We start from the raw sequence: 26516 nt of genomic DNA on the forward strand, positions 1-26516 counted from the left end.
ATCGCTCACCGAACACCGAATTGGCAGGCTCACACCTCCCAGTCCGACCGGTAGGTTCTGCCGCTGAGCAGACTCGCGAGCTCAGCGTGCACCGTCATGGTCTTGCTCAGGCGGGCGGCCCGGTCCTCGCTGAGCGTGTCTGCTTCCCTGTCCCGCTCCGAGAAGTACGCCGTGTACGGGTTCACCACGCATTTGAAGTCCAACATCAGGGACTGTGTGAGCGCGCCGGTCGCCATGTAACTGTGTGGCAGACCGGCAGCGCACACGAAAGTGACCACTTTGTCGAACCAAGCCGCACAACGGCCGTCGCCGGTCGCGCCTGTGGCCTCGATGAGCGATTTAACGGTGGACGACGGAGCCCAGTTGTAAATCGGGAACGCCAGCACCACCCCGTCAGCCTCACGGACGAGACTGTGGAGCGCGCCGAACGCATCACTGTCGAACACCCGGTCGTTGTCGAAAGCCGGCAACGCGACCGATGCGAGGTCAATGACGTCGGATCGGTGTCCCGTCGCGGTCAGGAGGGCTGCCGATTGCTCGGCGAGACGGCGACTGCAGCTGGCGGGGTCGAGGCTGCATGAAATGACGGGCAGGCGCAGGGAGACCATCAGGTCACGGTACCGAGTTGTTCGCAGGTCGAACTGGCGCGATCTGTACGGCCGGTGTCACGACGCTCGCTGGTGCCGCAGGACCGAGTCCGATTGGCTGATCGTGTGACCGACAAAGACGTCCGCGACTCTCGCAAAACGGCGAGCCTGGGCACTCGACCGCCTCCAGGACGATCTCTCCTCGCCGCCCTTGCACGCCAAGCGAACGTGTCGGCGCGGACGTTCTCACGCCGGTTCACGGCCGACACCGGCGTCACCCCGATGTAGTGGGTCCTCCGCGCCAGGATCGACCTGGCCAGAGAACTCCTCGAACGCACCGACTTCACCATGACCCAGATCGCCGAAGCGACCGGGCTGCGATCCGACGCAAACCTCCGCCGCCACTTCGGCAGCATCGTCGGCGCCTTCCCCACCGCGTACCGAACCACGTTCCAGGAATGAAACCCTGTCGCAGTAGCGCATCGGTCATCGGGACATGCATGCTGCAGGTGCTGCGACGAGTACAACGACGTCAGCCCTGGGTCCCTTCTTGCGACCGTTGTGGTCTTCGCGCCGACGGCGCATGGTGGCCAGGCAATTCCGCAGCCCCTCACGAGGCCGTCCGCTGGCTCACCAGGTCAGTGAGCGCGCGTCCCCTGATCTGTGTCACGTCGGGCCCTACGCCTCGTTGCCCGACGGAAGCCCATGAGCACGGCGCCGCACACAACCGTCGCGATGATGCCAATGGCCGTATCGCCGGTCGACTCGCTTCCGTAGTTTGACCAGGGCAGTCCGAGAGTCCATTGCAGTGCAGGGCCCGCTACGAGTAGCGCTCCGGCCGGTACGACGACGATGAGCAAGGCGCGGCGGCCGCTCCAAGCAGGATGAAGCAGAACGACCAAGGAGGCCGCGGCGACGACCGCGAAAGCACCGTAGATCCACGATGCTCCGGACATCCGCCAGCCGTCGTGTGCGAACCAGTCTTGGACCCCACGGATGGTCCGTGCCCAAGCATGCTGACCTCGGCCATGTGTCGACGAGATGACAGGCAACGGCCACCCGATGATCGCGAGAACTCCGGCGATTGCGCTCGCGATTCCAAGCAAGACCGCCCCGGAGCGCGACCCGGTTCTGGGCTCGACGTCGAAGTCGGAGATGCTCACGCGGAGGAGGCTATCGGGCGAGAGCGACGCGCGGAGGGACAGCGCGATTCCGATGCGGTGGGAAAGCAGAACGTGCCAGATCCGTGCCGAGCGTCCTGCGTGAATCAGAGGACGTGGCCGCAGGAACACGAAAGCCCCCGGCCGGACCTGTGGTCCTGCCGGGGGCTTTCTCGTGGTGGGCGATACTGGGATCGAACCAGTGACCTCTTCCGTGTCAGGGAAGCGCGCTACCGCTGCGCCAATCGCCCAGATTCCCTGTCTGAACCGGAGTTCGCACAGGATCTGGAGGGTGTTGCTGGAGGTGGGGACGGGATTCGAACCCGCGTGGACGGCTTTGCAGGCCGCTGCCTAGCCTCTCGGCCACCCCACCATCGAGGTTCACGTCTCCGTGAGTACCCGAACGGTGGGATACCCTCTGGTGAGTCGCAGGGCTTCGAAAAGCCCCACACTCGAGCGGATGACGAGATTCGAACTCGCGACCCTCACCTTGGCAAGGTGATGCGCTACCACTGCGCCACATCCGCACTTGTCTTTCCGCTGTCGCGGCGACGACGTAAACTCTATACGAACCCAGGGGCATCCGCCAAAATCCTTCCCGTTCACCGGGCGTGTCCCCCGATTTCATGCGGATCCGGCCGGTTCGAGCCCCCTCGCACGGCGCAGTCTTCGCCATGTGGTGCGCGGTTGCGTGCTCCGTGCCTGCTTTCAGGCCCGCACCATGCGGTCAAGCTCGCACGGAGGCGCCAATGCCGCACCGTGCGAACGTGCCCCAACGCCGCACGGTGCGCCGCTGCACACGCGCGGCGCGCCACACCCGGGGCGCGCGCCGTGTTCGATGCACCGCCGGACTTCCGCTACTATCGACTCGCACGAACAGTGCAGGGGGCGATTGGCGCAGTTGGTAGCGCGCTTCGTTCACACCGAAGAGGTCATCAGTTCGAGTCTGGTATCGCCCACCCTTGAGACAGAGCCCGACGCAGCAGCGTCGGGCTCTTGTCATCTCACCCGGCCGCAGTACGCGGGCGACACCACCAGCACGATCGGACGAAGGGGCGCATGACCGACGTCGACCTCGAGTTCGCCCGGGTCCGAGCGGTCCTCGACCGTCCGACCCTGCGCCTCATGTCCCGCCCGACGAGCGCGACGGTCCTCGCCGTGTTCCGCACGGTGTTCGACCGCGACGTCCAGTACGTCCCCGCCGACCGGATGCACCTGCAGGTCGAGGAGCACGTCGCCCGCCTGCAGGCATCGGGTGCACGCGTGCCCGCGAGTGAACAGCACGAGCAGAGCGAGCAGGACCCCCGACCGAACGGCCGTGCCCTCTGCCGTGAGTGGGTGGCGGCCCAGTGGCTGGTCCGCTCGAACTCCCCCGACGGCGACGAGCAGTACTCGCTGACCAGTCACGCGCTCGAGGCCCTGAGCCTCGTCGACGCCCTGTCGGCCGACCGCGCCCTGATCAGCGAGAGCCGGCTGGCGATGATCGTCGACGCCGTGCACCGCTGGGCCGCCCGCGCAGAGCCGGACCCCGACGTGCAGATCCGCCGCATCGACGCCCAGATCGCCGAACTGCGGGCCGAGCGTGAGCGCCTGGAGCACGGCGACGACGTCGTCACCGTCGAGGACGACCGGATGCGCGACGGGTACACGAACATCTCCGACCTGATCCGGCAGCTCCCGAGCGACTTCAAGCGCGTGGAAGAGGCGGTCGCGACGATGCACCGCTCGATCGTCGAGGACTTCCGACAAGAGGTCCGCCCGATCGGCGAGATCCTCGACGACTACCTCGCACGCACCGACAACCTGATGCAGGCGACGCCCGAGGGCCGCGCGTTCGAGGGCGCCTTCGAGCTCCTGCGCGACGACGCCCTGCTGCTCCGCCTGCGCGACGACATCGCGACGATCCTGTCCCACTCCTTCGCCGACGGCCTCGGAGCCGGTGAGCGTCGCGCGTTCCGCAACACCGTGACGATCCTGCGCCAGGGCATCGAGGACGTCCTCGCCCAGCGGCGTCAGCTCACCGCGACACTGCGCGACCAGATCGTCGCCCACGACGTGGTCCGCGACCGTGAGCTCGACGCCGTGATCCGCTCGATCAACCGCGGCCTGGCGACACTCATGGACCAGGGCGGTGCGCGCGACCGCATCCCGCTCCCGCTGCTGCCGGCGGCGGCCGAGGTCGGCACCCTGCGCGAGCGCTTCTACGACCCGGACGCCGAGTCGGTGCCGCCACCCATCGAGGAACCCGACGACGACGTCTTCGAGGACCTCGACGTCGAGATGCTCCGCAAGCACGGCGGCCCGCTCCTGACCGAGCTGCGAGCCGCGCTCCGGTTCGCCGAGGCCGACTCGAGCGTCGACGCCTTCCACGGGCTGCCGCCCGAACAGCGTCGACCGGTCGAGCTGTTCGGCCTCGCCCACCTGCTCACCGGACGCGACGACTTCGAGTCCGCCGCGCACGTCGCCGAGCACCGCACGGTGCGCCCGGACGGCAGCCCGGTCACCTTCCACATGCCCACCGCTGCGCTCGCTGCCGAGCACGCGCCGGTCGGCGATCCCCACGACGACAACGCACAGGAGGCACGGTGAGCGACACGACGCCGGCACCGGTCGACGAGACCGTCCCGTACGACGACCCCGCAACGGTCGTGCAGGACGACGAACGCGACGAGTCCAGCTTCGCCCTCTTCGAGGGCGACGAGGGCCGGCTCGACGAGCACCAGCGCCGCGCGCTGGTGGCGCTGCTCCGGCACTCGTACGTCAGCTCCCGGACGCACCCCGACGAGTGGCGTGCGGTGCTCGACGCCGAGTACCAGTTGCGGTCGCGTCTGAACGACCTGTTCCTCGAGCTGCACGTCGACCGTGACCGCGAGGTCGCGTGGAAGCGCCAGGCCCGCTCGGAGAGCCAGCGCCGCACGTTCCCCACGTTGCTGCGCGACCTGCCGTACACCCGCGAGGAGACGATCGTCCTCGTCTACCTGCGGATGCGCCTGCGCGCCGACGCCCGACCGGGTCCGGACCAGGTCGTCGTCGACCGCGCGGAGATCCTCGGGCACGTCGCCGGGTTCCGACCGGCGACCGCGACCGACCGCACGCGCGACGAGGGCCGGGTGGCGAAGGCCGTCGAACGCCTCGTCACGGCGCGCATCCTGATCCGCACCTCGGACCCGGACCGTTTCCGGGTGGCGAGCGTCGTCGAGGTGCTGCTCCCCCTGGAGCGCCTGCTGGAACTGGACACGTGGCTGCGGACCACCACCGCGCAGGAGGACCCGGCCACGCCGGGTGGCGAGCCGACCGACGGAGCCGACCCGGGCCTCTCCCCATCGGCACGGCCTGATCGCCGCTGGCGCGTCGACCAGGAACCGGCGACGTGGGCCCAGGCAGACGGCGAAGCCGAGACCGACACCGATGACGACGGCGAGACGGAAGCATGACCGACACCTTCCAGATCCCCGCGCTGTTCGACACGGTCGCGCAGTGGCGCGCCGAGTCGATGCAGGTCGTGAACTGGGGCGGGTTCCACGGCCACCGGCAGGTCGAGCTGTCCGGCACCGCGACGCTCATCTCCGGCGCGTCCGGCACCGGCAAGTCCACGCTGATGGACGCGTACCTGGCCGTGATGATGCCGTCCGACGTGCCGTTCAACGGCGCCTCGAACGACGCCACGACGGGTCGCGCGCGCAGCGCCGACCAGCGAAACCTGCTCACGTACCTGCGGGGCAAGGTCGACACCCGCCGCGATCCCGAGTCCGGTGCCCTGCGCGACGTGAACCTGCGCGGCGACGACCAGACCACCTGGGGTGCGGCCGCGGTCACGTTCCGGAACGACGACGAGCGGCGCTTCACGGTGCTGCGGGCGTACATCGTGCCGAAGCGCGCGCGCGGCGTCGGCGACATCCAGATGACCATGGCGACGGTCGACGACACGTTCGACCTGCGTCGGCTCGAGGAGTTCGTGCCGACGCGGTTCCACCACCTCGAGCTGACCGGCCGCGTGCCGGGGCTCGTGATCCGCGACACCTACCAGGAGCTCGCGTACACGCTGCAGACCCGCCTCGGCATCGGTGACTCCGGCGGCGGCAACCGGGCGATGCGCCTGCTCGCACGCATCCAGGCCGGACAGCACCTGCCGACGGTCGACGCGCTGTACAAGTCGCTCGTGCTCGAGACCCCGGGCACCTACGAGGCGGCCGACCGTGCCCTCGCGCACTTCTCCGCGCTCGACGAGGCGTACGAGGCGATGGACACCGAGGAGCGCAAGGTCCGCATCCTCTCCCCGATCACCGACCTGCACGACGAGATCGAACGCTCGAAGGCCGCGGCCGAGGCCCTGGACGGCATCGCCACCGGCGCCGAGGTCTCCCCGTTCGCGCACTGGACGGCCTCGCGGAAGCGGGACCTGCTCGACGCCGAGGTGGACCGCAACGGCCGGGAGCGTACCGCCTCCCGTGCCGAGGTCGCCGCCGCCGAGGCCCGGCACGCCGCCGTGGAGATCGAGCTGCGTGACGCCGAGGCGCGGCTGCGCGACCAGGGCGGCAACGCGCTCGCCCAGCTCGAGGACCGCATCGAGCGACTCACCCGTGAGCGCGACGCGGTGGTCCGGACCCGGGCGACGTTCGACGAGCGCACAGCGGTGCTCGGCACGTCCGTCGCGACCGAGGCCGACTTCACTGCCGCGCAGCGCAGCTCGCACGAGTTCCTCGGTTCCTACGCTGCTTCGCGCTCGTCGTTGGACGACCGCCGTGACGCCCTGACGCGCGAGGAGTACCCGCTGCTCGACCGGGAGCGCTCGCTGCGCCAGGAGCGGCAGTCGCTCGAGCATCGTCAGGGCGCGATGCCCCTGCCGATGCACGAGGCCCGGCTCGCGATGGCCCGCGCCGCCGGCATCGACCCCGCCGACCTGCCGTTCGTCGCCGAACTGCTCGACGTGCAGCCCGGCGAGGAGCGCTGGCGCACGGCCATCGAGTCCGTGCTGGCCCCCGTCGCCCGCACGCTGCTGGTCGACCAGGACCGCCTCGGCGCGTTCAGTGAGGCGATCGACGCACTCCGCCTGCCCGTCCGCGTGCAGTTCGAGGGCGTGCCGACCGGACCGCACCTGGACCTCGACGGCGATCCCGCGATGGTCTCCGGCAAGCTGGCCATCAAGCAGTCGCCCTTCAGCACCTGGGTGCGGGAGCGGATCGAGTCGGACCGCACCGACGCCCGCTGCGTCACCGACGCCTCGGAGCTCGGTGGTGGTGGTCGGCGCGTCACCGAGTCCGGGCAGCTCCGCGACGGCCGACGTGGTGCGCACGGTGACCGCCGCCAGGCGAACGTCATCGGCTTCACGAACGAGGCCCGCGTCGCCGCCGTCGAGCAGGAGCTCGCGTCGATCGCGCAGGACCTCGCCACGCTCGAGGCCCGTCGCACCGACGTGGCACAGGACCTCACCGCGCTCGACGTCCTGCGGGCCGCGCACCAGCACGTGGTCGACGTGACGTGGGACGCCATCGACGTCGAGGGCGTCGCGACGTCGCTCGCCCGCCTCGACGAGGAACGCCAGGCGCTCCTCGCCGCCGACGACGGCCTCCGGACCCTGCGCGCCTCGGTCGCCCGCCTGCGGAAGTCGCTCGACGAGACCGCCGACCGCCGCTCAGCCGCACGGCTCTCCGTGCAGCGCCTCGAGGAGCGGCACGCCGTGCTCGTCGACGGCCAGGACGCCGCCGCCGAGATCCTGTCGCGTTTCGACGACACCCCCGAGTCGTTGCCCGACGACGAGCAGTCGCGACTGCTCGCCGAGACGTTCGCCGAGGTCGGGGCACCGGACGGTGTGGACGGTTTCGACGACGCCACCCGACGGCTCCGACGACGCCTCGAGGAGCGGCTGTCGCAAGCACTCGACGGTGCCGCAGCGGCCTCGACGTCGTTGACGCTCACGTTCCAGCGGTACCAGGACGCCTGGCCGGACCCGAACCTCGGCACCGGCGTCGCGTCGTACCCGGACTACCACGCCATCCTCGACCAGATCGTCGCGACCGGCCTGCACGCACGTCGCACCGAGTGGCGTCGGCGGCTGTCGCAGTGGAGCGGCGAGGACCTCGTGCCGCTCGCCGGGGCCTTCGACCGGGCCGTCGTCGAGATCGAGGAGCGCCTCGAACCGGTCAACGAGATCCTGCGGGACCTGCCGTTCGGCGCGAACCGCGACCGTCTGAAGATCCAGATCCGGCGGGTCACCCGCGAGGACGTCACCGCGTTCCGCCGCGAGCTCCGCGCCCTGTCCGCCTCGGTCGACGCCGAGCTGACCGACGACGTGCTCGAGACCCGGTTCCGCCGGCTCCGACGCTTCATGGCCGTCATCCGCCCCGACCCGGACGCCGCCCGTGGCCGCACCACGCAGCGCGACGCCGTGCTCGACGTCCGGCGGCACATGGAGATCACGGCGGTCCGCTACGACACGTCGGGCAACGACCTCGGTGTGTACTCGTCGCTCGGTGACAAGTCCGGTGGTGAGACGCAGGAGCTCGTGGCGTTCATCGTCGGTGCGGCGCTCCGCTACCAGCTCGGCGACGAGACCCGGCCCCGGCCGCGGTTCGCCCCGGTGTTCCTCGACGAGGCGTTCATCAAGGCGGACTCGGAGTTCGCCGGCCGTGCCGTCACCGCGTGGCTCCGGCTCGGGTTCCAGCTGGTCGTGAGTGCGCCGCTCGACAAGGTCACGGCGCTCGAGCCCTCGATGGAGCGGCTGCTCTCGATGCGCAAGCACCCCGAGACCGGTCACTCGTCCATCACCGAGATCGCCCGGGTCCCCGCCGACGCCTGACGCTTGCCGAGAGGTCACGAACTGTCGGATGGCGGCGGCGCCGCCGACAGTTGGTGACCACTCAACGCGCTACCGGCGGGGTGTCCTGACCACCCGGCACGCGCTGTGGGGGCGCCCGGTGACGGCCTGGAGGCGCGGGGCGAGCCCGCCACGGGCCTCCCGGCCGTCGTCCTGCCGGTCGCAACACCCTGCTCACCTTCGCGCACTGGTCACGATGCGTCGCCTGGCGGCGCCGCCGCCGACGGTCTGCGACCGCTCGGCGCGCCCCGGCGGGGTGTACTGACCACCCGGCGGGCGGGCCGTCAGCGTGTCGACAGGCGCCGCACAGACGTTCCTTGACCACTCGCCGCTACGGTGAGGGCGTGTTCGGACGCCGCTCCCCCAAGCCCCGCCCCGACGACGCCCCCGGCCTCGGCATCGGTGCGCTCGTGCAGGTCATCGACTCCGCGGAGGGCGGCGAGCGGTGGGCCGACGAGCCGATCGGTGTGATCGTGGCTCCCGGTGGCAACCAGATCGTCGGCTACCCCGGCGTCGGCGAACCGCTGTCGTGGACCGTCGCGTTCGAGGAGCCCGTGTACACGAAGGACGGCCGCGGCCCCTTCGAGCGCGCGACCGTCCTGAGTCGTCAGTTGGTGCCGATCACGACCGGCAGCGGCGAGTAGCCCAGCGGGCTCAGTACTCTTCGGAGCCGCTCTTCATCATGGCGGCGACCGCCATGCAGCAGCCCACACCACCGAGGACGCCGATGCCGATGATGATGCCGGCGATGAGTTCGAGCATGGGGTGACTCCTTGGTTGCTTCGGCCGTGTGGCTTCCCTCAGGTTAGCGGATGCCGCGACGGATCAGCGGATACCGCGCATGAGCTTCAGGACCGGCTTGGCCAGGACGAGCAGGACCACGCCGACCGCGACGGCGACGAGACCGAGCACGGCGAAGTACGGCGCCTCGTTCGCCGGGTCGTAGTACTGCGACAGCACCCCGGTGACGGCGGTGCCGAGCGACACGGACAGGAAGAACAGCGCGACCATCTGCGTCTGGAACTTCGGCGGCGCGAGCTTCGTGGCGACGGACTGCCCGACGGGTGACAGCAGCAGCTCGGCGAGCGTGAAGACGAGCAGGATGCCGACCAGGGCGAGCAGCGGCGTGCCGTTCTGGCCCGAGCCGACGAAGGGCAAGAACAGCAGGAACGCGACGCCCATGATGCCGGTGCCCAGGCCGAACTTCGTCGGGGTCGACGGCTGGCGGTCGCCGAGCTTGGTCCAGAGCGCCGCGAAGACCCCGGACAGCACGATGATGAAGACCGGGTTGATCGACTGCACCCACGAGACCGGCATCTCCCACCCGAAGAGCGAGCGGTTCAGTCGCTCGTCGGAGTACACCGTGACGACGGTGAACTGCTGCTGGTAGAGCGACCAGAACACGGCGCTGCCGATGAAGAGCGGGATGAACGCGAACACCCGCGAGCGCTCCTGCGCCGTGATGCCGCTCGTCAGGATGACGACGAAGTACCCGATCGTCGCGAGGATCACGATCGCGACGACCACGGTGGGCAGGTTGCCGACGTTCAGCAGCCCGGTCAGGACGGCGACCGCGATCACGACCAGGGCGACGACGACCCCGACGCCGATCAGCGGCAAGCGTCGGCGATCGACCGGGTTCGTGACGTGGCGGACCGTGTCGGGCAGGTTCTTCCGACGGATGGCGTACTGGACCAGGCCGGCTGCCATGCCGACGGCGGCGAGCCCGAAGCCGTAGTGGAAGCCGAGCGAGCTCTGCAGCAGCCCGGTCAGGAGCGGCCCGAAGAACGCACCGAGGTTGACGCCGAGGTAGTACAGCGAGAACCCGGCGTCACGGCGGGGGTCTTCGCGGCTGTAGAGCCCACCGACGATCGTCGTGGCGGTCGCCTTGAGTCCGCCGGACCCGAGCGCGATGAGCACGAGCCCGACGCCCACGCCGGCCACCCCGGGGATGAGCGCCAGGGCGATGTGGCCGAGCATGACGACGATCGCGCTGCCGAACAGTGTGCGGTCGGCACCGAGCAGCCGGTCGGCGATCCACGCGCCGATGATCGTGAACAGGTACACGGCGCCGCCGTACGCGCCCATGATCCCGGTCGCGATGCCCTTGTCGATCCCCAGGCCGCCCTGCGTGACCGTGTAGTACATGTAGATCAGGACGATGCCCTGCATGCCGTAGAACGAGAAGCGCTCCCAGAGCTCCACCGCGAAGGGCGTCGACAGCTCGAACGGCTGTCCGAAGAAGGTGCGTTTGGGCTTGGGATCGTGTCCCGTGGTGGAGCCTGACATGTCGGCCAGTCTGCCCCGCGGGCCGGTGGCGCGCCCAATCGTTGATGGGTGCTCATCAAATCGATCGACGCGTGCAGTTGGAGGGTTCCCACCATCGTGGTCGGTCCGTGCCGGGCAGCGTTGTGCGGCCCGCACGGCGTTCCGCCGGCTCCCGGCGGTGGTGTCTAGCGTGGGGAGCGCAACACCGGACACCGCAGTTCAGGAGGACTCCGACCATGGTCGACACCGCATCCGCGCAGCACACCGGCACGCCCACGGCGAAGCACGACGCCGGCGTGAACCCGGGCACGAACGCCAGCGAAGAATCGGGCGAGAACGCGAGCAAGCACACGAGCGACAACCCGAGCAAGCACACCGACATCCGCATCGACGTCGACATGGTCGAGACCCTCCTGCTCGGCCGCTGGGCCGAGGACCGCCGGATCTCCCGCCGCCTCGTGCTCGACCCCGCACTGCACAAGACCGAGGGACTCGGCACCATCGAGCACCGTGCCCGCGCGTTCGAGCAGCTGCAGATCCTGGTCGACGCCGGAGCCATCCAGCGCCCCTACCCGCCCGAGCTCGGCGGCCAGGACAACCACGGCGGCAACCTGGCGGCGTTCGAGGAGATCACCACCGCCGACCCGTCGCTGCAGATCAAGGCCGGCGTGCAGTGGGGCCTGTTCGGCTCCGCGGTGCACCACCTCGGGACCGCACGGAACCACGAGGAGTTCCTGCCCGGCATCATCGGGTTCGACGTTCCCGGCTGCTTCGCCATGACCGAGACCGGCCACGGTTCGGACGTGCAGAACATAGCCACGTCGGCCACGTACGACCCCGCCACGCAGGAGTTCGTCGTGCACACGCCGTTCCGCGGGGCGTGGAAGGACTACATCGGCAACGCGGCCCTGCACGGCAAGGCGGCCGTCGTCTTCGCGAAGCTCGTCACCCACGGCGTCGACCACGGCGTGCACGCGTTCTACGTGCCGCTCCGTGACGACGACGGCGCGTTCCTGCCGGGCGTCGGCGGCGAGGACGACGGCGTCAAGGGCGGCCTGAACGGCATCGACAACGGCCGGCTGCACTTCGACCACGTCCGCGTCCCCCGCACGAACCTGCTGAACCGCTACGGCGACGTCGCCGAGGACGGCACCTACAGCTCGCCGATCGACTCGCCCGGACGCCGCTTCTTCACGATGCTCGGCACCCTGGTGCAGGGCCGCGTGTCGCTCGACGGTGCCGCGGTCGTCGCCCAGAAGATCGGGCTGCAGATCGCGCTGATGTACGCGATGCAGCGCCGGCAGTTCCCGACGGCGGGCGGTGTCGAGGGCGTCCTGCTCGACTACGGCCGGCACCAGCGCCGACTGATCCCCCGTCTGGCGACGGTGTTCGCGCAGTCGTTCGCGCACGAGCAGCTGCTCCGCACCTTCGACGACGTGTTCAGCGGGCGCGCCGACACCCCGGAGCGCCGCGAGGACCTGGAGACCCAGGCCGCCGCGTTCAAGTCGCTGTCGACGTGGTCCGCCCTCGACACCCTGCAGGAGTGCCGTGAGGCCTGCGGCGGCGCGGGCTTCCTCGCCGAGAACCGCCTGACGAGCCTGCGCGCCGACCTCGACGTCTACGTGACGTTCGAGGGCGACAACACCGTCCTCCTGCAGCTCGTCGGCAAGCGGCTGCTCACCGACTTCCGGAAGCGGGCGCCGCGCGACGCTGCGTCGACCGCCAAGTTCGTCGCCTCGCAGGTGGGCGCCAAGCTCGCGGACGCCTCGGGCCTCCGTCGCCTGGGCCAGACCGTCGCCGACCGCGGGTCGCTCGCCGCGAGCGTCACGGACCTGCACGACCCCGCCACGCAGCGCGCGCTGCTCGCCGGCCGCGTGGACACGATGGTCACCGAGATCGGGCTCCGGCTGAACACCGCCGGCAAGGACCGCGCCCGCCAGGCCGTGCTCCTGAACCGGTCGCAGCACGAGCTGATCGAGGCCGCACGCGCCCACGCGGAACTCATGCAGTGGGACGCCTTCACCGAGGGGCTCGACGCGGTCCCCGAGGGCGACACCCGCCGGGTCCTCGTGTGGCTGCGCGACCTGTTCGCGCTCGGGCTGCTCGAGCAGCACCTCGACTGGTACCTGGTGCACGGGCGTCTGAGCGCGCAGCGTGCCCGTGCGGTGTCGGCGTCGATCGACCGGCTCGTGGCGCGGCTCCGTCCGGTGGTCCCGCAGCTCATCGAGACCTTCGGCTACGAACCCGGCCACGTGCGGGCGCCGATCGCGCTCGGCGAGGAGCAGGCGCGCCAGGACGAGGCCCGTGCGTGGTTCGCCGCCGAGGCGGCAGCAGGACGACTCCCCGAACAGGAGAAGAAGCCCCGGCGCTAGCGACGGGCTCCGGCGCGAGCGACTACTCGGTCGGGTCCGTCGGCTGGGCGGACCCGCCGAGCGCGGCACGCAGCCGTGCCTCGGCGTCGTCGCCGGAGGCACCGGTCGCGCCGGCAGCCGCAGCGGCCTCGGCGTTCGCCTCGGTGACCGCCCGCACGACCTCTTCACGCTGGATCTTCACCCCGCGTGGTGCGTCGATGCCGATCCGGACGCCGTCGCCCCGGGCGTCGAGGACCGTGATGACGATGTCGTCACCGACGAGGATCCGCTCGCCGACCTTCCGCGTGAGTACCAGCACCCGCTCAGCCTAGCGACAGGACGGGGACCCCCAGCAGGTCGACGGACTCCGGCGTGGCGGTCTCGCCCGCGCCGATCGCGACGACACCGGCCACCGGCAGCCGTGCGGCCACCGCGGACACCATCGCCGCGGTGTCCTCGGGCTTCCGTCCGACGTCGACGACCACCCAGACCTGGTCGGCCTCGATCCCTTCGCCGGTCGCGCGGTCGTCCCACGCGGCGACGGCGAGCACCGCGTGGCCGTCGCGCACACCGTCGGCGCGGGCGAGGATGGCGGACCGCCGGTCGGCGGCGTCCGTCGGCCGCAGCGCGTGCCGAACGGCGAACAGCCCGGCCGCGGCGTCGACGTCGTTCGCCCGGCCGACCAACAGGACCAGGTCACCGTCAGCCGACCGCACTGCCGGGACAGCAGACCGCACGGCAGGCGCCGTGGGCCCGGCCGCGCGCCGGCCGGGCGCGACGTCGGGGACGGTGGCCGGGCCTCCTGGCAGGGTGTCGGTGACGGCCTGGAGGCGCGGGTCGACGTCAGCAGGCCCGTCCGCTCCGGGCAGGGCGCGCGTCGGGCGCGGGGCACTCCCCGTGATCCCGTCCGCCACGAAGCCGTCGAGCACCGACGCGAACGCGTCGGCACGCGTGGCCTGGGTGCCGTCACCGCGCGCGATGCGGGCCTCGGCCGCGTCGGCGTCGGCGAGCAGCGCCGCGATGCCGATCCGCTGGACGGGTGAGTCGGCGATCACGACGCGTGCGGTCGGGGTCTCCCCCGGTTCCGGCACCTCGACGGTGGCCTCGACGTGGGCCTTGCGGAACAGCCCGCCGATGCCCGGCGTTGTGACCCGCTCGGCGGCGACGATCCGTGCACCCGCGCCGAACTCGGTCCGGACGGCGTCGCGGACCTCGTCGAGCGTTGCGCCGTTACGCTGCAATCGGGTCGGCGGCACGGACCACTCCCACGGTCTCGATGGTGGAGCCCGCGGCGGTGGCCTCCTGGTACGACAGCACCGGGAGCCCGTTCGACTGGGCGGCGACCATGCGGTGCACGGCCGGGCGGAGCTGCGGGGCGCACACGAGGACGGCGGACAGGCCCTGGTCCTCGATGCTGCGCACGGCATCGCGGACGGAGCCCAGGACCTGCTCGATGCGGTGGGCGTCGAGGACGATCTGGCTGCCCTGCTCGGATGGTCGCAGGCCCTCGAGCATCGACTGCTCGAGCAGCGGGTCGATCATGATGACGCGCAGGGTGCCCTGGTCGGTGTACCGGGCGGCGAGGGCGGGGCCGAGTGCGGCGCGGGCGGCCTCGACCAGCCCCTCGGGGTCGGTGGAGGCCTTGGCGCGCAGGGTCAGCGCCTCGCAGATCCGGCCGAGGTCGTTGATCGGCACGCGTTCGGCGAGCAGGCCCTGCAGCACGCGCTGGAGTTCGGCCATCGAGAGCATGCCCGGCACGAGTTCCTCGACCGCGGCGGGGTTGACCTGCTTGACGCCCTCGGTCAGGACCTTGACGTCCTCGCGGGTGAGCAGGCGGGCGGCGTTGTCGCCGATGACGGCCTGCAGGTGCGTGACGAGCACGGACACCCGGTCGATCACGGTGGCGCCGGTCATCTCGGCGGCGTGCCGGAGTTCGGCGGGCACCCACTTGCCGGTCAGGCCGAACACCGGCTCGACCGTCGAGGTGCCCGGCAGCCCGTCCAGGTGGTCGCCGAGCGCCAGGACGCTGCGGGCCGGGGCGGTGCCGCGGCCGGCCTCGACGCCGGCGATCCGGATGGCGTAGGTCGACGGCGGCAGGTCGATGCTGTCGCGGGTGCGGACCGGCGGCACGACGATGCCCATGTCGACGGCGATCTTGCGACGGAGGGCACGGACCCGGCCGAGCAGGTCGTCGGAGGCGCCGGACACCATGTCGACCAGGTCGGGCGCCAGCAGGATCTCGAGGGCGTGCACGCGCATCTGCTCGATGAGGTCCTCGGGGGTGTCGCCGGAGGGCGCGGCGGCCTCGAGGGCCTGCTGCTCGGCGGCGGCGGACTCGGCGTTCGCGGCGTTCCGGCCGATGCGCCACGCGGTGAACAGCAGGGTCGCACCGACGAGCAGGAAGGGCAGGATCGGCATGCCGGGGATGAACCCCATCGCGATGGCGGCGACGCCGGCGATCATCAGGGCGTTGCGCGACTGCGACAGCTGGGTGGCGGCCGAGGCCCCCATCTCGGACTCCGCGCCGGAGCGGGTGACGATCATGCCGGTGGAGACCGCCATGAGCAGGGCCGGGATCTGCGTGACGAGACCGTCGCCGATCGTCAGGATGCCGTACTTCGACAGGGCATCGGTGGCGGACAGCCCGTTCTGCAGCATGCCGATCGCGATGCCGCCGACCAGGTTGATGATGATGATCAGGATGCCGGCGATCGCATCGCCCTTGACGAACTTCGAGGCGCCGTCCATCGCGCCGTAGAAGTCGGCCTCGGCGGAGACCGCGGCACGGCGGTCCTTCGCCTGCTGGTCGGTGATGAGCCCGGCGTTCAGGTCGGCGTCGATCGCCATCTGCTTGCCGGGCATGGCGTCGAGGGTGAACCGTGCTCCGACCTCGGCGACGCGCTCGGCACCCTTCGTCACGACGACGAACTGGATGACGATGAGGATCAGGAAGATCACCGCGCCGATGATGATCGACCCGGACACGGCGACGTGGCCGAACGCCTGGATGACGTCGCCGGCGAAGCCCTCGCCGAGCACGAGCCGGGTCGACGCCACGTTCAGGCCGAGGCGGAACAGCGTCGCGACGAGCAGCAGCGACGGGAACACCGAGAAGTCGAGCGGCTTCTTCACGAACAGCGTCGTGAGCAGGATCACCAGCGCCAGCAGGATGTTGATGATGATCAGGAAGTCGAGCAGGAACGACGGCACCGGCAGGATCAGCAGCAGGATGATGCCGACGATGAACACCGGGACGACGAGCTTCGGCAGGTCCTTGCGGTTCATGCGGGCAGTCCTTCGGTCGGGGTCTCGGCGATGCGCGGTGCGCGGAGCTTTCGGGGGCGGAGGTCACCGGTCAACGTGGCCGGGTCGATGACGCTCGCGACCTCGTCGGGCGTGGTCGGCCTCGGCGGTGCGTGGGTGCCGGCCGCTGCGCCGCGGGACTTCAGGGCCATCACGAACGACAGCACCCGGGCGACCGGCGTGTACAGGTCGACGGGGATCTCGTGCCCGAGCTCGCACGCGGCGTGCAGCGCGCGGGTGAGCGGGACGTCGCGCACGATCGGCACACGGTCCTCCTCCGCCCGGGCACGGATGACGTCGGCGACGGGCCCGGCGCCCTTCGCGACCACCCGCGGTGCGGCCTTGCCCGGCTCGTACTTGAGCGCGACGGCGTAGTGGGTCGGGTTCGTCATGACGACGTCCGCGGTGCCGACCGCCTGGATCATCCGGTTGCGGCTCATCGCGAGCTGGCGGGAGCGGCGCTGGCCCTTCACGAGCGGGTCACCGTCGCTCTTCTTCTGCTCGTCCTTGACCTCGCGCTTGGTCATCATGGTGCGCTTGCGGTTGCGGCGGATGACCACGAGCACGTCGATCGCGGCGAGGACGAGCCCGGCGGCGATCGCGGCGCGGAGCAGGGTGCCCGCGCCGTCCGCTGCCGCCTCGAGCACGGCGGACAACGGCAGCGAGCCGCTGGTCATGAGCACGGGCATCAGGCCCTGCACGGCGAACCAGAGCACGAGCCCGACGACGGTGGTCTTCAGCAGGGCCTTCGCCCCGTTCCACAGCGCCTGGACGCCGAACACGCGCTTCAGGCCCGCGATGGGGTCGAAGTGCGAGGCCTCGGGCGCGAGCTTCCGGACGTGCACCCCGCCCTGCGCGACGGCGGCCGCGGTGACGGCGACGAGCACCACCGCGAGCATCGGGCCGAGGGTCGCGCCGACGCTCGCCATCGCATCGCCGAACACGTGGTTCATGGTGCCGATGGTCGGGTTCGCGATGACGGACTGCACGGCGACGAGCTGTGCCGTGCCCGCGGCTGCCGCGTTGCCGATCATCGACGGCACCATGAGTGCGACGACGGCGATGCCGATCCACGCACCGAGGTCCTGGGACCGGCCGAGCTGGCCCTTCCGGTGGACCTCCTGCATGCGCTTCTGGGTGGCCTTCTCGGACTTCTCACCACTGTCGGACACGGCGCCTCACCCCCGTCCCGTGATCGCCTGGACGGCGTCGCCGGTCAGCGACGACACCACCGAGGGCAGGGCCATGAAGAGCGCTCCGGCGAACAGGACGGTCAGCCCGATCTTGATCGGGAACCCCATCTGGAACGCGTTGAGGGCCGGTGCGACACGGGTGAGCAGCCCGAGGCCGACGTCCGCCAGGAACAGCACGACCACCAGCGGCCCGGCGATCTGCAGCGTCGCCAGGAACATCTGCGACATCGCCGCCACGAGCAGGTGGGCCAGACCGTCGACCGCGAAGCTGCCGGTGAGGGGCACGGCGTCGAAGGACCGCACGAGCCCACCGACGATGAGCTGGTACCCGCCCGAGGTGAACAGGAGCGCGAGCGCCGCCATCTGGAACAGCCGGGTGAACTGGGCGCCGTTGACCTGCGACTGCGGGTCGAACGCCTGCGCGAGCGTGAACCCGCCGAACAGGTCGATGAGCGCACCGGCGGACTGCACCGCGGCGAACACCAGGAACACGAGGAAGCCGAGCGACAACCCGACGACGAGCTGGGTGAGCAGCGCGAGCAGGAAGGGCCCGGTGTCGAGCGACTCGTAGCCGACGGCGACGCGCGGGGCGACGCCGATCGCCAGGCCGAGCCCGAGGATCACCTTCACGGTGCCGGGGAACGCCCGGTACGAGAACGGCGGCGCGATGATGAAGAACGCGACGAGCCGGACGCCGGCGAGCATGGTCGCCTCCAGACGGTCGGCGTTGATCGCGAGCTCCATCAGCCGCTGCCGAGGAGCTTCGGGATCATGTCGAAGGCGACGTGCGTGAACGCCACCATCTCCGAGATCATCCAGTTGCCGCAGACGACCAGGGCGATCGCGACGGCGACCGCCTTCGGCACGAACGAGAGCGTGACCTCCTGGATCTGGGTCACGGACTGGAACAGCGAGATCGCGAACCCGACGACGAGCGACGTGACGAGCACCGGAGCGGCGAGCTTGCCCGCGACCAGGAGCGCCTGGAGGACCAGGTCGATGACGGCCTGCTGGTTCATGCCTGCCCCCTAGACAACGTGGTAGCTCTCGATGAGCGACGTGATGATGAGGCCCCAGCCGTCGACCAGGACGAAGAGCAGGATCTTGAAGGGCAGCGAGATCATGACCGGCGGGAGCATCATCATGCCCATCGACATGAGTGCCGCCGAGACGACGAGGTCGATCACCAGGAACGGGATGAAGATGACGAACCCGATGATGAACGCGCTGCGGAGCTCCGAGATGATGAACGCCGGGATGACGGTCGTCATCGGCACGTCGGCCATCGACTTCGGGTTGTCGAGCCCTGCGGCGCGGGTGATCAGGGCGACGTCCTCGTCACGGGTCTGGTGCAGCATGAAGGTCCGGAGCGGCTTCGTGCCGATCTCGACGGCCTGGTTGAAGTCGAGGTGGCCGGCCAGGTAGGGCTGCAGGGCGTCGTCGTTGATGTGCCCGAGCACCGGCGCCATCACAAACAGCGACAGGAACAGCGCCAGGCCCGCGATCACCTGGTTCGGCGGGATCGACTGCAGCCCCAGGGCGTTCCGCGTCATCGCGAGGACGACGAAGATCTTCGTGAACGACGTCATCATGAGCATGAGCGCCGGGGCGACGCTGAGCAGCGTGATGCCGATGAGCGTCACGACGGCCGACGACGGGGTGCCGTCCGGACCGTTCACGCTGACGCTGAAGTCGCCGTTCGCGGGAGCGGTCGGCGTCGCGGGGGCGGTCGGTTCGACGACGCCGGCGGCGTGGGCACCGGTCGCGGTGAGCATGAGGAAGCCGGCGACGACCGCCAGCCCGAGCAGGACGAGGGCGGCGGTACGTCCGGTGCGGACCGCGGTCACCCGGCGCGCCGGTTCCGCAGGGCGGCGGCCGCCTGCCGCCAGGTGTCGACCGACAGGATCGAGCCCTGGAGCTGCTGCGCGGTCGGCACCGTGGTGCGCTGCGGACGACGGTTGCGCGGGCGCATCGGCAGCGGCGTCGCCGCGTCGGCCGGGAGGCTCTCGGTTGCGTCCGTCTGCAGTGTCAGTTCCTGACCGAACGCGTCGGCCGACGGGGCGGGACGCACGGGCAGCTGCACGGGTCCGGTCACGATGGTGAGCTCCGGAGCGGGCGCCTGCCCGCTCGTCAACAGGCTGACGCCCTGCTCGGAGACCCCGAGCACCAGGCGCTCCCCCTCGACGTCCACCACCACGACGCTCGCCTTGCCGCCGAGGCCCTGGCGACCGACGACCTCGACGGTCGCCGCACGGCGCCCGGAGGTCTTGCCGGCGAAGCGCTTCTTGCTGGCACGGTGCAGCACCCACATGAGGGCGAGCACGACGCCGAGCGACAGCGCGACGCGGAGCGTGATGAGGAGGGTGTCCACGCGGGGCTCAGAGGGATTCGGCGACGTCGAGGATGCGGGTGATCCGGACGGCGTAGTCCTGGTCGACGACGACGACCTCGCCGTGCGCGATGAGGCGACCGTTCAGCAGGACGTCGGCGGGCGCACCGGCGCTCCGGTCGAGTTCGACGACCGCGCCGGGCTCCATGCCGAGCACGTCGCGGACCGACATGCGGGTGCGGCCGATCTCCACGGTCAGGGTCATCTCGACGTTGTTGATGCGGCCGAGGTTGCCGGCGGGCACCCCGACGGGTGCGGCGGCCGAGACCGTGCCGTGCTCGCGCACCCGGATGCCGAACCAGCCGCTCGGGACACCACCGGCGGTCAGCTCGAACACCACCGTGTCGGGGTCGGCCAGCAGCGCGGCCGCCGACTCGCGGCTCGCCTCACCGAGGACCCCGACGCCGAGCACGGACGCGGCGGCCTCGAGCGACGGACGCAGCACGTCGGTGACGGCCACGATCCCGTGGTCGGTGCCACCGGCAGCGATGACGGCCTCGAGGTCGGTGAGCACGAGGGCCAGATCGGCCGACAGGCCGCCGACGAACGACGCGACCACGGCGTCGGTCGCCGCTTCGAGCACGACCGGGGTCGCGCCTCCCGGCAGCAGCAGCGCACCCAGCGGGACGGCCGTCGGGAGCTGCGCCGCGAGCGACTCGGCCGCGGTGGTCTGGAGGGTGGTCGTTTCGGTCATCAGTGCTGCTCCGTGCTCGTGGTGGTGACGACGATGCCGGCGAGGCGCGAGCCGTTCGCGCCGACCGCGGCGGTGCCGACGGGTTCACCGTCGACCGCGATGGTGAGGGGGCGGTGCTGCGGGTGCGGCAGCGGCAGGACGTCGCCGACCGCGAGCCGGAGGACCTGCGTCGGCAGGACCGTCGCCGGGGCGAAGCGAAGGCTGACGCCGACGGGGACGCCTGCGAGCTGCGCGTCGAGCAGGGCCTGGGCGTCGGCGGGCGACACGTGGGCGGCGGCCTCGCCGAGCTGCGGCAGCACGGCCTCGGCGGGCAGCGCGAGCGTGCCGGGGGCGACGCGGTCGCCGACGCGGATCGAGAACGCCGCGACGATCATCAGGTCGCCCTTCTGGGCGGCCTGGGCGAACTGCGAGTTGAACTGGAAGCCACCAGCCGTGACGTCGTGCGCGAGCAACCCGCCGAACGAGTAGCGGAGGTCGTCGAGGGCGTCCTCGACGATCTTGCGCACGAGGGCCTGCTCGATGGGCGTGAAGGTGCGCTCCGGGGTCGGCAGCGGCTTCGAGGCGCCGAGCGCGTGCGAGACCCAGGTCAGGGCGGCGTCGAGCGGGACCTGCAGGACGCCCTTCGGGACGACGTCCGCGATCGGCAGCAGCACCATGCCGGTGAGCGCGGGCAGCGAGGCGGCGTACTCGTCGTACGTCACCATCTGCACCTGCTCGCAGGTGACCTGGCTGACGGCACGCACCTTCGCGGTGAGCTGCGTGCCCCACTGCCGCGCGAAGGTCTCGAACGCGAGCTCGAGGACCCGGGCGTGCTCGCGGGCGAGCGTCGACGGACGCGCGAAGTCGTACACCTCGGGCGCTGGCAGGGTCTCGGTCACGGGTGCGTCTATCGGTCGGCTGTGCGGCACCCGTCAGTGCTGTACCCCGTACTGGGGATGCGGGGTCTCCAGCCCCGTCGGTCTGCGTCAGCCCTGGCGTGCCCCGTCCTGCGCCTTCGCCAGTGCCGGCATCAGCGCGCTGACGTCCTGGTCGGCGTTCGACAGCACCACGATGTCGACCCGTCGGTTCAGGGCGAGGTCCTGGTCGGTCCCGCCCTTCGCGAGCGGCCGGCTCGACCCGAAGCCGACGCTCTGCACGTGGTCGCCCGGCATCCCGCCGCGCTCGACCAGGTCGCGCAGCACCCCGGTCGCCCGGGCCGCGCTGAGCTCCCAGTTGGTGGCGTACGGCGCCGTCGAGCTCCGCTGGTCGGCGTGCCCCTCGACGCTGACGTCGTGGTGGCTCGTCTTCAGGACCGGTGCGATCGCGTCCATGATCGACTTCGCCTGCTCGGACAGGTCCGCGCTGTTCGTGCCGAAGTAGGTCTCACTGCCGACGAGGCGGACGATCAGGCCGCGGGCGTCGACGGTGAACTGCACGTTCGCGGTCTGGCCGGCCTTCGCGAGGTTCTGCTTGATCGCCTGCTCGATCGCGGTGAGGTCGTCGAGCTCCTTCTGGGCGTCGGCGAGGTCCTGCTTCGTCGCGGTCACCGGCACGACGGTCGACGCGGGGTCGACGTTGGTGTCCTTCGTGCCGGACGACGCCGTCGAGTGGTCGGCCTGCGACTTGTCGGTCGAGTAACCGGATCCGTCCTCCACCTGGTCCTTCGTCACCACCGTTCCGCTGGCGGTGTCGACCTTCTGCGACTTCACCTCGCCGAAGCCCGTCGCCAGGGAGTTCTTCAGGGCGATGTACTTCTCCTGGTCGACCGTCGACATGGCGAACAGCACCAGGAACATGCACATCAGCACCGTGATCATGTCCATGTACGAGGCCATCCAGCGCTCGTCGGGGTGCTCGGCGTCGTCGTGGCCCTTCTTCGCACGACCGCGGCCACGGCCACGGGGGTTGGCGCTCATCGTCAGGCCGCCAGCTGCTGGTCGTCGGCGTCGGCGTCCTGCTTGTTCTTGCCGGCCTTGCTCTTCGAGGTGTCGGTGCGCGCTGCCGGCGGCACCATCGCCTTGAGGCGTTCACCGAGCAGGCGCGGCTGGCTGCCTGCCTGGACCGCGAGCAGCCCCTCCATCAGGAGCGTCTGGCGGTCCGACTCGAGCTGTGCGAGCTTCCGGAGCTTGCCGCCGATCGGCAGCCACATGAAGTTCGCGGTGAGCAGGCCCCACAGGGTCGCGACGAACGCACTCGCGATGAGGGGACCGAGCTCGTCGGGCTTGCCGAGGTTCGCGAGCACGTGGGTCAGGGACACCACGGTGCCGATGATGCCGACCGTCGGAGCGAAGCCGCCGAGCCCCATGAAGAACGCACTCGCACTGCGCGTGGGGGCCGCGTTCGACTCGATCTCGTCCTCGAGCAGGATCCGCAGCTCGTCGCCGTCGGTGCCGTCCGCGATGTTCTGCAGCGCCTTCTTCATGAACGGGTCGTCGTGCTTGTCGGCCTCCTGCTCGAGGGCGAGCAGACCGTTCGACCGAGCCGTCTCCGCCAGGCCCACGACGTCGTCGATGACCGACTGCGGTGGCGTGACCTTGCCGGTGAACGCCTTCGGGACGGCCTTGAAGCTCGCGATGGCGTCCTTCAGCGTGGTGCTCGCGATCCCGCAGCCGATGGTGGCTCCGAACACGAGCAGCATCGGCGCGGGCAGGAACAGCCCGGCGAGCTCGACGTGCTCCATCTCGACCATGCCGAACAGGGCGCCGAAGGCGAGCAGGATCCCGATGATCGTCGCGATGTCCACGTCAGCGTCCCCCGTCCTGCGTGCGGAGCGGAGCGACCGCGGCGAGCGTCGGCTGGGGGCCGGTGGCGTTCCGCGTGTTCGGCAGGTCGGTGCCGTACGCCATGCCGACGATGCGGGCGCGGTACGCGGCGATCAGGTCGATGACGTCGGCCATGGACTCGCGGACGATGTACTTCGCCCCGTCGACCATGATGAGCGTCGTGTCCGGCGTCTCGTGGATGCGCTCCACGAGGTCGGGGTTGACAGCGAATGCGCTGCCGTTGAGTCGTGTGACGACGATCATGGCCCGTCCTGGTTCTCGATCGTCCCGCCGCCGTCCGTGGGGCGGGATGCTGCCCGTCCGTGGGCCTGCACGGAGGTCTATCGGCGGGTGGGGCCGGCGCGTTAGCGGCGGTCACTAGCCTGGTCCGGTGATCACCGCAGCAGACCTGCTCGACCACCCGCGGGGACGACGGTTCTGCCTCGAACTCGTCAGCGGCGTCCAGCAGCCCGACGACCCCGCCGCCGCCGCGGGCGCACTCGCCGCGGTGTCCCTGTCGGTCCCCACAGAGGACGACGTCGTGGTGGCCCTCGAGTCGACCGCGGACAGCGCGCTCTGGTGGCAGCCGGCGGATGCGACGGATGCGCTCCTCAGCCGTCCCGAGTTGCGGCCGGCGCTGACCCGGATGGCGCGCTGGGCGGTGGACAGTCCGGTCGTCCGGCAGCTCGCCGAGCCGCAGGGCGGCGCGTGGACCGTCGAGTTCGACGACGAGGACGAGGAGGCGCCTCGCCCGAGCCCCGGGCAGGCGCTCCGCGACTGGGCCCGTGCGGTGCGTGGCGAGGTCGCCCAGGGCGATCCCGGCGTGGCGAGCGGCGACTGGTGGACCACCCCACCGTGGCCGCTGGTGCAGACGACCCGGGCACCCTTCCCGTCCGCCGGTCCGCTTGCGCTGTGGGCGGTGGAGGACTCCTTCGGCCACGGACACGCCCGTGCCCGGCCGGCACCGGCCGACGCTGCTGCCCGCGTGTTCACCGTCGACGGTCCGGACGACTGGGCTGCGCTGTGCCGTCGTTGGCCGCTCGACGTGACCACGACCACCCGACGGAACGACTGGCAGCTGGCGACGGGGCGCCAGGGCACCTGGGTGCTGCCGGACTGGTACGCGGTGGCCGCCGAGTACGACGTCGTCCACCTCACCGTCTCGGGGTGGTTGCGCACCTCGGGAGACGCGGTGACGGTCGATGACGACCGTGCGAGCGTCGTCGCCGGCTGGACGCCGGACTCGGCCTACTGGCTCACCGACCACGAACTCGGGACCGGCATGTGGGCGGCGTGGTCGCGGCCCGGGAACTCCGGGGTCTGGCGACGACACGACTGACCATCTCGTCCCCCGAATTCTCAGCTGTGATGTATTCGAGACCTCGAGACGAGCAACGTGTGTCGTTCTCCAGTCGTTTTATCTCATGAGCGTGTTACGTTGGCGCCATGTCCGACACCACCACCGTCGTCTCGCCGGCCACCCCGGCATCCGCCGCCCCGCTCCGCGAGGTCGGTGCCCTCATCCGGGGCGCCCGCAAGGGCCGCAGCATGACCCAGGCGCAGCTCGCCGAACGCGTCGGCACCAGCCAGAGCGCGATCAACCGCATCGAACAGGGCGGCCAGAACCTGTCCCTCGAGATGCTCACCCGCATCAGCGACGCCCTCGACCAGCAGATCGTCTCGATCGGCGGCGCCCCGCAGCGTGCCCACCTGCGCGTGCAGGGAGGGCGGAAGCTCAGCGGGTCCATCGCCGTCAACTCGAGCAAGAACGCCGCCGTCGCGCTGCTCTGCGCCTCGCTGCTCAACCGCGGCGTCACCCGCCTGCACAAGGTCGCCCGGATCGTCGAGGTCGACCGGATCATCGACGTGCTCCGCAGCCTCGGCGCGAGCGTCACGTGGTCCGAGGACGGCGAGACCCTCGAGATCGTCGCACCGTCCGACCTGCACCTCGACGCGATCGACGCCGACGCCGCCCGCCGCACACGCAGCGTCCTGATGTTCCTCGGCCCGCTCAGCGGCCGGTACGAGTCCTTCCGGCTCCCGTACGCCGGTGGCTGCGACCTCGGCACCCGCACGGTCGAGCCGCACCTCATCGCGCTGCGCCCCTTCGGCGTCGACGTCGAGGCGACCTCCGGCTGGTACGAGGTCGGCGTCGCGAACCAGGACGTCCCCACGAAGTCCGTCGTCCTCACCGAGCGCGGCGACACCGTCACCGAGAACGCGATCCTCGCCGCGGCCGCCCGCGACGGCGAGACCGTCATCCGCAACGCCAGCCCCAACTACATGGTGCAGGACCTTTGCTTCTTCCTCGAGCTGCTCGGGGTGCAGGTCGAGGGCATCGGCACCACGACGCTCCGCATCACCGGCAAGAGCCGCATCGACGAGGTCGTGGACTACTGGCCGAGCGAGGACCCGGTCGAGGCCATGAGCCTGCTGACCGCCGGCATCGTCACCGACTCCACGCTCACCGTCACCCGAGCGCCGATCGAGTTCCTCGAGATCGAGCTCGCGACCCTGGCCGAGATGGGCCTGCGGTTCGACGTCACCGACGAGTACCCCGCCGCGAACGGCCGCACCCGCCTGGTCGACATCACCGTGCACCCGTCCGAGCTGCACGCCCCGATCGACAAGATCCACGCGATGCCGTTCCCCGGGCTGAACATCGACAACCTGCCGTTCTTCGTCGTCATCGCCGCGATGGCCGAGGGCACCACGCTCGTGCACGACTGGGTCTACGAGGGCCGGGCGATCCACCTGCTCGACCTGACCCGTCTCGGCGCGAGCGTCACCCTGCGCGACCCGCACCGCCTGGACGTCACCGGTCCGACGCACTTCTCGGGTGCCGAGATCAGCTGCCCGCCGGCCCTCCGCCCCGCGGTGGTCATCCTGCTGGCGATGCTCGCGGCGAAGGGCGAGAGCGTCCTGCGGAACGTGGGCATCATCGCCCGCGGCTACGAGCAGCTGCAGGAACGGCTGAACTCCCTCGGCGCGTCCATCGAGACGTTCCACGACTGAG

At 70.7% G+C, this 26516-nt stretch carries 23 protein-coding genes and 4 tRNA genes; 9 read left to right on the forward strand and 18 right to left on the reverse strand.

All coding sequences use genetic code 11. From position 1 onward, the window contains the following. Positions 1 to 29: 29 nt before the first annotated feature. A complete protein-coding gene (locus tag EDF28_RS09510) occupies positions 30 to 608 on the reverse strand; it encodes an NADPH-dependent FMN reductase (RefSeq protein ID WP_123938076.1) in 579 nt (192 codons plus the stop codon). Between the two features lie 327 nt (positions 609 to 935). On the opposite strand from EDF28_RS09510, the gene EDF28_RS19565 reads away from it, so the two are divergent. Beyond that, positions 936 to 1049, forward strand: a complete 114-nt coding sequence (locus EDF28_RS19565; protein ID WP_260154805.1) for a hypothetical protein — start codon at positions 936 to 938, stop codon at positions 1047 to 1049. A gap of 874 nt (positions 1050 to 1923) precedes the next feature. Here EDF28_RS19565 and EDF28_RS09520 read toward each other — a convergent pair. From EDF28_RS09520 to EDF28_RS09530, 3 genes are all read right to left on the reverse strand, one after another. After that, positions 1924 to 1998: transfer RNA gene (locus tag EDF28_RS09520), tRNA-Val, on the reverse strand. A 48-nt stretch (positions 1999 to 2046) separates the two neighbouring features. Further along, positions 2047 to 2120, reverse strand: a tRNA-Cys gene (locus EDF28_RS09525). An 82-nt stretch (positions 2121 to 2202) separates the two neighbouring features. Continuing rightward, positions 2203 to 2274: transfer RNA gene (locus EDF28_RS09530), tRNA-Gly, on the reverse strand. A 359-nt stretch (positions 2275 to 2633) separates the two neighbouring features. Here EDF28_RS09530 and EDF28_RS09535 point away from each other — a divergent pair. From EDF28_RS09535 to EDF28_RS09555, 5 genes are all read left to right on the forward strand, one after another. Next, positions 2634 to 2706, forward strand: a tRNA-Val gene (locus EDF28_RS09535). Positions 2707 to 2806: 100 nt separating this feature from the next. Continuing rightward, a complete protein-coding gene (locus tag EDF28_RS09540; protein ID WP_123938077.1) occupies positions 2807 to 4336 on the forward strand; it encodes a DUF3375 family protein in 1530 nt (509 codons plus the stop codon). Continuing rightward, on the forward strand, positions 4333 to 5181 hold the full coding sequence (locus EDF28_RS09545; protein WP_123938078.1) for a DUF4194 domain-containing protein: 849 nt from the start codon (positions 4333 to 4335) through the stop codon (positions 5179 to 5181). The genes EDF28_RS09540 and EDF28_RS09545 overlap by 4 nt, the downstream gene beginning before the upstream one ends. After that, positions 5178 to 8543: an ATP-binding protein gene (locus EDF28_RS09550; protein WP_123938079.1), complete on the forward strand. Its 3366-nt coding sequence runs from the start codon at positions 5178 to 5180 to the stop codon at positions 8541 to 8543. Before EDF28_RS09545 ends, EDF28_RS09550 begins: the two co-directional genes overlap by 4 nt. Positions 8544 to 8905: 362 nt before the next feature. Continuing rightward, positions 8906 to 9205: a hypothetical protein gene (locus EDF28_RS09555; RefSeq protein WP_123292766.1), complete on the forward strand. Its 300-nt coding sequence runs from the start codon at positions 8906 to 8908 to the stop codon at positions 9203 to 9205. Positions 9206 to 9386: 181 nt separating this feature from the next. Here EDF28_RS09555 and EDF28_RS09560 read toward each other — a convergent pair whose 3' ends face one another. Beyond that, positions 9387 to 10850 (reverse strand): peptide MFS transporter, encoded by a 1464-nt coding sequence (locus EDF28_RS09560; RefSeq protein ID WP_123938080.1) that lies wholly within the window; start codon positions 10848 to 10850, stop codon positions 9387 to 9389. A gap of 215 nt (positions 10851 to 11065) precedes the next feature. On the opposite strand from EDF28_RS09560, the gene EDF28_RS09565 reads away from it, so the two are divergent. Further along, positions 11066 to 13201, forward strand: a complete 2136-nt coding sequence (locus EDF28_RS09565; protein ID WP_123938081.1) for an acyl-CoA dehydrogenase — start codon at positions 11066 to 11068, stop codon at positions 13199 to 13201. 22 nt (positions 13202 to 13223) lie between these two features. Here the strand turns inward: EDF28_RS09565 and csrA are convergent, their stop codons facing one another. From csrA to EDF28_RS09630, 13 genes are all read right to left on the reverse strand, one after another. Further along, a complete protein-coding gene (gene csrA, locus EDF28_RS09570) occupies positions 13224 to 13499 on the reverse strand; it encodes a carbon storage regulator CsrA (RefSeq protein WP_123938082.1) in 276 nt (91 codons plus the stop codon). A gap of 4 nt (positions 13500 to 13503) precedes the next feature. Then, positions 13504 to 14436 (reverse strand): hypothetical protein, encoded by a 933-nt coding sequence (locus EDF28_RS09575; RefSeq protein ID WP_123938083.1) that lies wholly within the window; start codon positions 14434 to 14436, stop codon positions 13504 to 13506. Continuing rightward, complete coding sequence (locus EDF28_RS09580; RefSeq protein ID WP_123938084.1) at positions 14411 to 16465, reverse strand: flagellar biosynthesis protein FlhA; 2055 nt, start codon at positions 16463 to 16465, stop codon at positions 14411 to 14413. The genes EDF28_RS09575 and EDF28_RS09580 overlap by 26 nt, the downstream gene beginning before the upstream one ends. After that, positions 16462 to 17655, reverse strand: coding sequence for a flagellar biosynthesis protein FlhB (locus EDF28_RS09585; protein ID WP_123938085.1), 1194 nt, complete (start codon positions 17653 to 17655; stop codon positions 16462 to 16464). The genes EDF28_RS09580 and EDF28_RS09585 overlap by 4 nt, the downstream gene beginning before the upstream one ends. Positions 17656 to 17661: 6 nt before the next feature. After that, a complete protein-coding gene (locus EDF28_RS09590) occupies positions 17662 to 18420 on the reverse strand; it encodes a flagellar biosynthetic protein FliR (RefSeq protein ID WP_123292760.1) in 759 nt (252 codons plus the stop codon). Next, positions 18420 to 18695, reverse strand: coding sequence for a flagellar biosynthesis protein FliQ (fliQ, locus tag EDF28_RS09595; protein ID WP_111084131.1), 276 nt, complete (start codon positions 18693 to 18695; stop codon positions 18420 to 18422). The genes EDF28_RS09590 and fliQ overlap by 1 nt, the downstream gene beginning before the upstream one ends. Positions 18696 to 18704: 9 nt before the next feature. Continuing rightward, positions 18705 to 19523 (reverse strand): flagellar type III secretion system pore protein FliP, encoded by an 819-nt coding sequence (fliP, locus tag EDF28_RS09600; protein ID WP_123339579.1) that lies wholly within the window; start codon positions 19521 to 19523, stop codon positions 18705 to 18707. Continuing rightward, on the reverse strand, positions 19520 to 20047 hold the full coding sequence (locus EDF28_RS09605; RefSeq protein ID WP_123938086.1) for a flagellar biosynthetic protein FliO: 528 nt from the start codon (positions 20045 to 20047) through the stop codon (positions 19520 to 19522). Before EDF28_RS09605 ends, fliP begins: the two co-directional genes overlap by 4 nt. A 7-nt stretch (positions 20048 to 20054) precedes the next feature. Further along, the gene (gene fliN, locus EDF28_RS09610) at positions 20055 to 20759 is read right to left on the reverse strand and encodes a flagellar motor switch protein FliN (protein WP_123292757.1); all 705 of its coding nucleotides are present in this window, start codon (positions 20757 to 20759) and stop codon (positions 20055 to 20057) included. After that, positions 20759 to 21637, reverse strand: coding sequence for a flagellar motor switch protein FliM (locus EDF28_RS09615; RefSeq protein WP_123292756.1), 879 nt, complete (start codon positions 21635 to 21637; stop codon positions 20759 to 20761). The genes fliN and EDF28_RS09615 overlap by 1 nt, the downstream gene beginning before the upstream one ends. An 87-nt stretch (positions 21638 to 21724) precedes the next feature. Continuing rightward, positions 21725 to 22654 (reverse strand): flagellar motor protein MotB, encoded by a 930-nt coding sequence (locus tag EDF28_RS09620; protein ID WP_123938087.1) that lies wholly within the window; start codon positions 22652 to 22654, stop codon positions 21725 to 21727. A gap of 2 nt (positions 22655 to 22656) precedes the next feature. Next, entirely contained in the window at positions 22657 to 23481 is an 825-nt protein-coding gene (locus EDF28_RS09625) for a motility protein A (RefSeq protein WP_123339575.1), read from the reverse strand. Between the two features lies 1 nt (position 23482). After that, positions 23483 to 23764 carry a flagellar FlbD family protein gene (locus tag EDF28_RS09630; RefSeq protein ID WP_123938088.1) on the reverse strand — a complete coding sequence of 94 codons (282 nt, stop codon included), beginning with the start codon at positions 23762 to 23764 and terminating at the stop codon, positions 23483 to 23485. 127 nt (positions 23765 to 23891) lie between these two features. Here EDF28_RS09630 and EDF28_RS09635 point away from each other — a divergent pair, with 127 nt between their 5' ends. Together EDF28_RS09635 and EDF28_RS09640 are read left to right on the forward strand one after the other, a co-directional pair. After that, entirely contained in the window at positions 23892 to 24839 is a 948-nt protein-coding gene (locus tag EDF28_RS09635; RefSeq protein ID WP_123938089.1) for a hypothetical protein, read from the forward strand. A gap of 107 nt (positions 24840 to 24946) precedes the next feature. Continuing rightward, positions 24947 to 26515: a UDP-N-acetylglucosamine 1-carboxyvinyltransferase gene (locus tag EDF28_RS09640; protein ID WP_185002989.1), complete on the forward strand. Its 1569-nt coding sequence runs from the start codon at positions 24947 to 24949 to the stop codon at positions 26513 to 26515. The last annotated feature ends 1 nt before the right edge of the window (position 26516 follow it).

The organism is Curtobacterium sp. PhB137, from assembly GCF_003814955.1.
In the GTDB taxonomy this organism is placed as follows: domain Bacteria; phylum Actinomycetota; class Actinomycetes; order Actinomycetales; family Microbacteriaceae; genus Curtobacterium.

Bases quoted from the DNA above. Each gene is read 5' to 3' on its own strand.
- EDF28_RS09510 (WP_123938076.1), bottom strand. From the start codon at position 608: ATGGTCTCCCTGCGCCTGCCCGTCATTTCATGCAGCCTCGACCCCGCC.
- EDF28_RS19565 (WP_260154805.1), top strand. From the start codon at position 936: ATGACCCAGATCGCCGAAGCGACCGGGCTGCGATCCGACGCAAACCTC.
- EDF28_RS09540 (WP_123938077.1), top strand. From the start codon at position 2,807: ATGACCGACGTCGACCTCGAGTTCGCCCGGGTCCGAGCGGTCCTCGAC.
- EDF28_RS09550 (WP_123938079.1), top strand. From the start codon at position 5,178: ATGACCGACACCTTCCAGATCCCCGCGCTGTTCGACACGGTCGCGCAG.
- EDF28_RS09560 (WP_123938080.1), bottom strand. From the start codon at position 10,850: ATGTCAGGCTCCACCACGGGACACGATCCCAAGCCCAAACGCACCTTC.
- EDF28_RS09565 (WP_123938081.1), top strand. From the start codon at position 11,066: ATGGTCGACACCGCATCCGCGCAGCACACCGGCACGCCCACGGCGAAG.
- EDF28_RS09580 (WP_123938084.1), bottom strand. From the start codon at position 16,465: ATGAACCGCAAGGACCTGCCGAAGCTCGTCGTCCCGGTGTTCATCGTC.
- EDF28_RS09590 (WP_123292760.1), bottom strand. From the start codon at position 18,420: ATGGAGCTCGCGATCAACGCCGACCGTCTGGAGGCGACCATGCTCGCC.
- fliQ (WP_111084131.1), bottom strand. From the start codon at position 18,695: ATGAACCAGCAGGCCGTCATCGACCTGGTCCTCCAGGCGCTCCTGGTC.
- fliN (WP_123292757.1), bottom strand. From the start codon at position 20,759: ATGACCGAAACGACCACCCTCCAGACCACCGCGGCCGAGTCGCTCGCG.
- EDF28_RS09620 (WP_123938087.1), bottom strand. From the start codon at position 22,654: ATGAGCGCCAACCCCCGTGGCCGTGGCCGCGGTCGTGCGAAGAAGGGC.
- EDF28_RS09630 (WP_123938088.1), bottom strand. From the start codon at position 23,764: ATGATCGTCGTCACACGACTCAACGGCAGCGCATTCGCTGTCAACCCC.
- EDF28_RS09640 (WP_185002989.1), top strand. From the start codon at position 24,947: ATGTCCGACACCACCACCGTCGTCTCGCCGGCCACCCCGGCATCCGCC.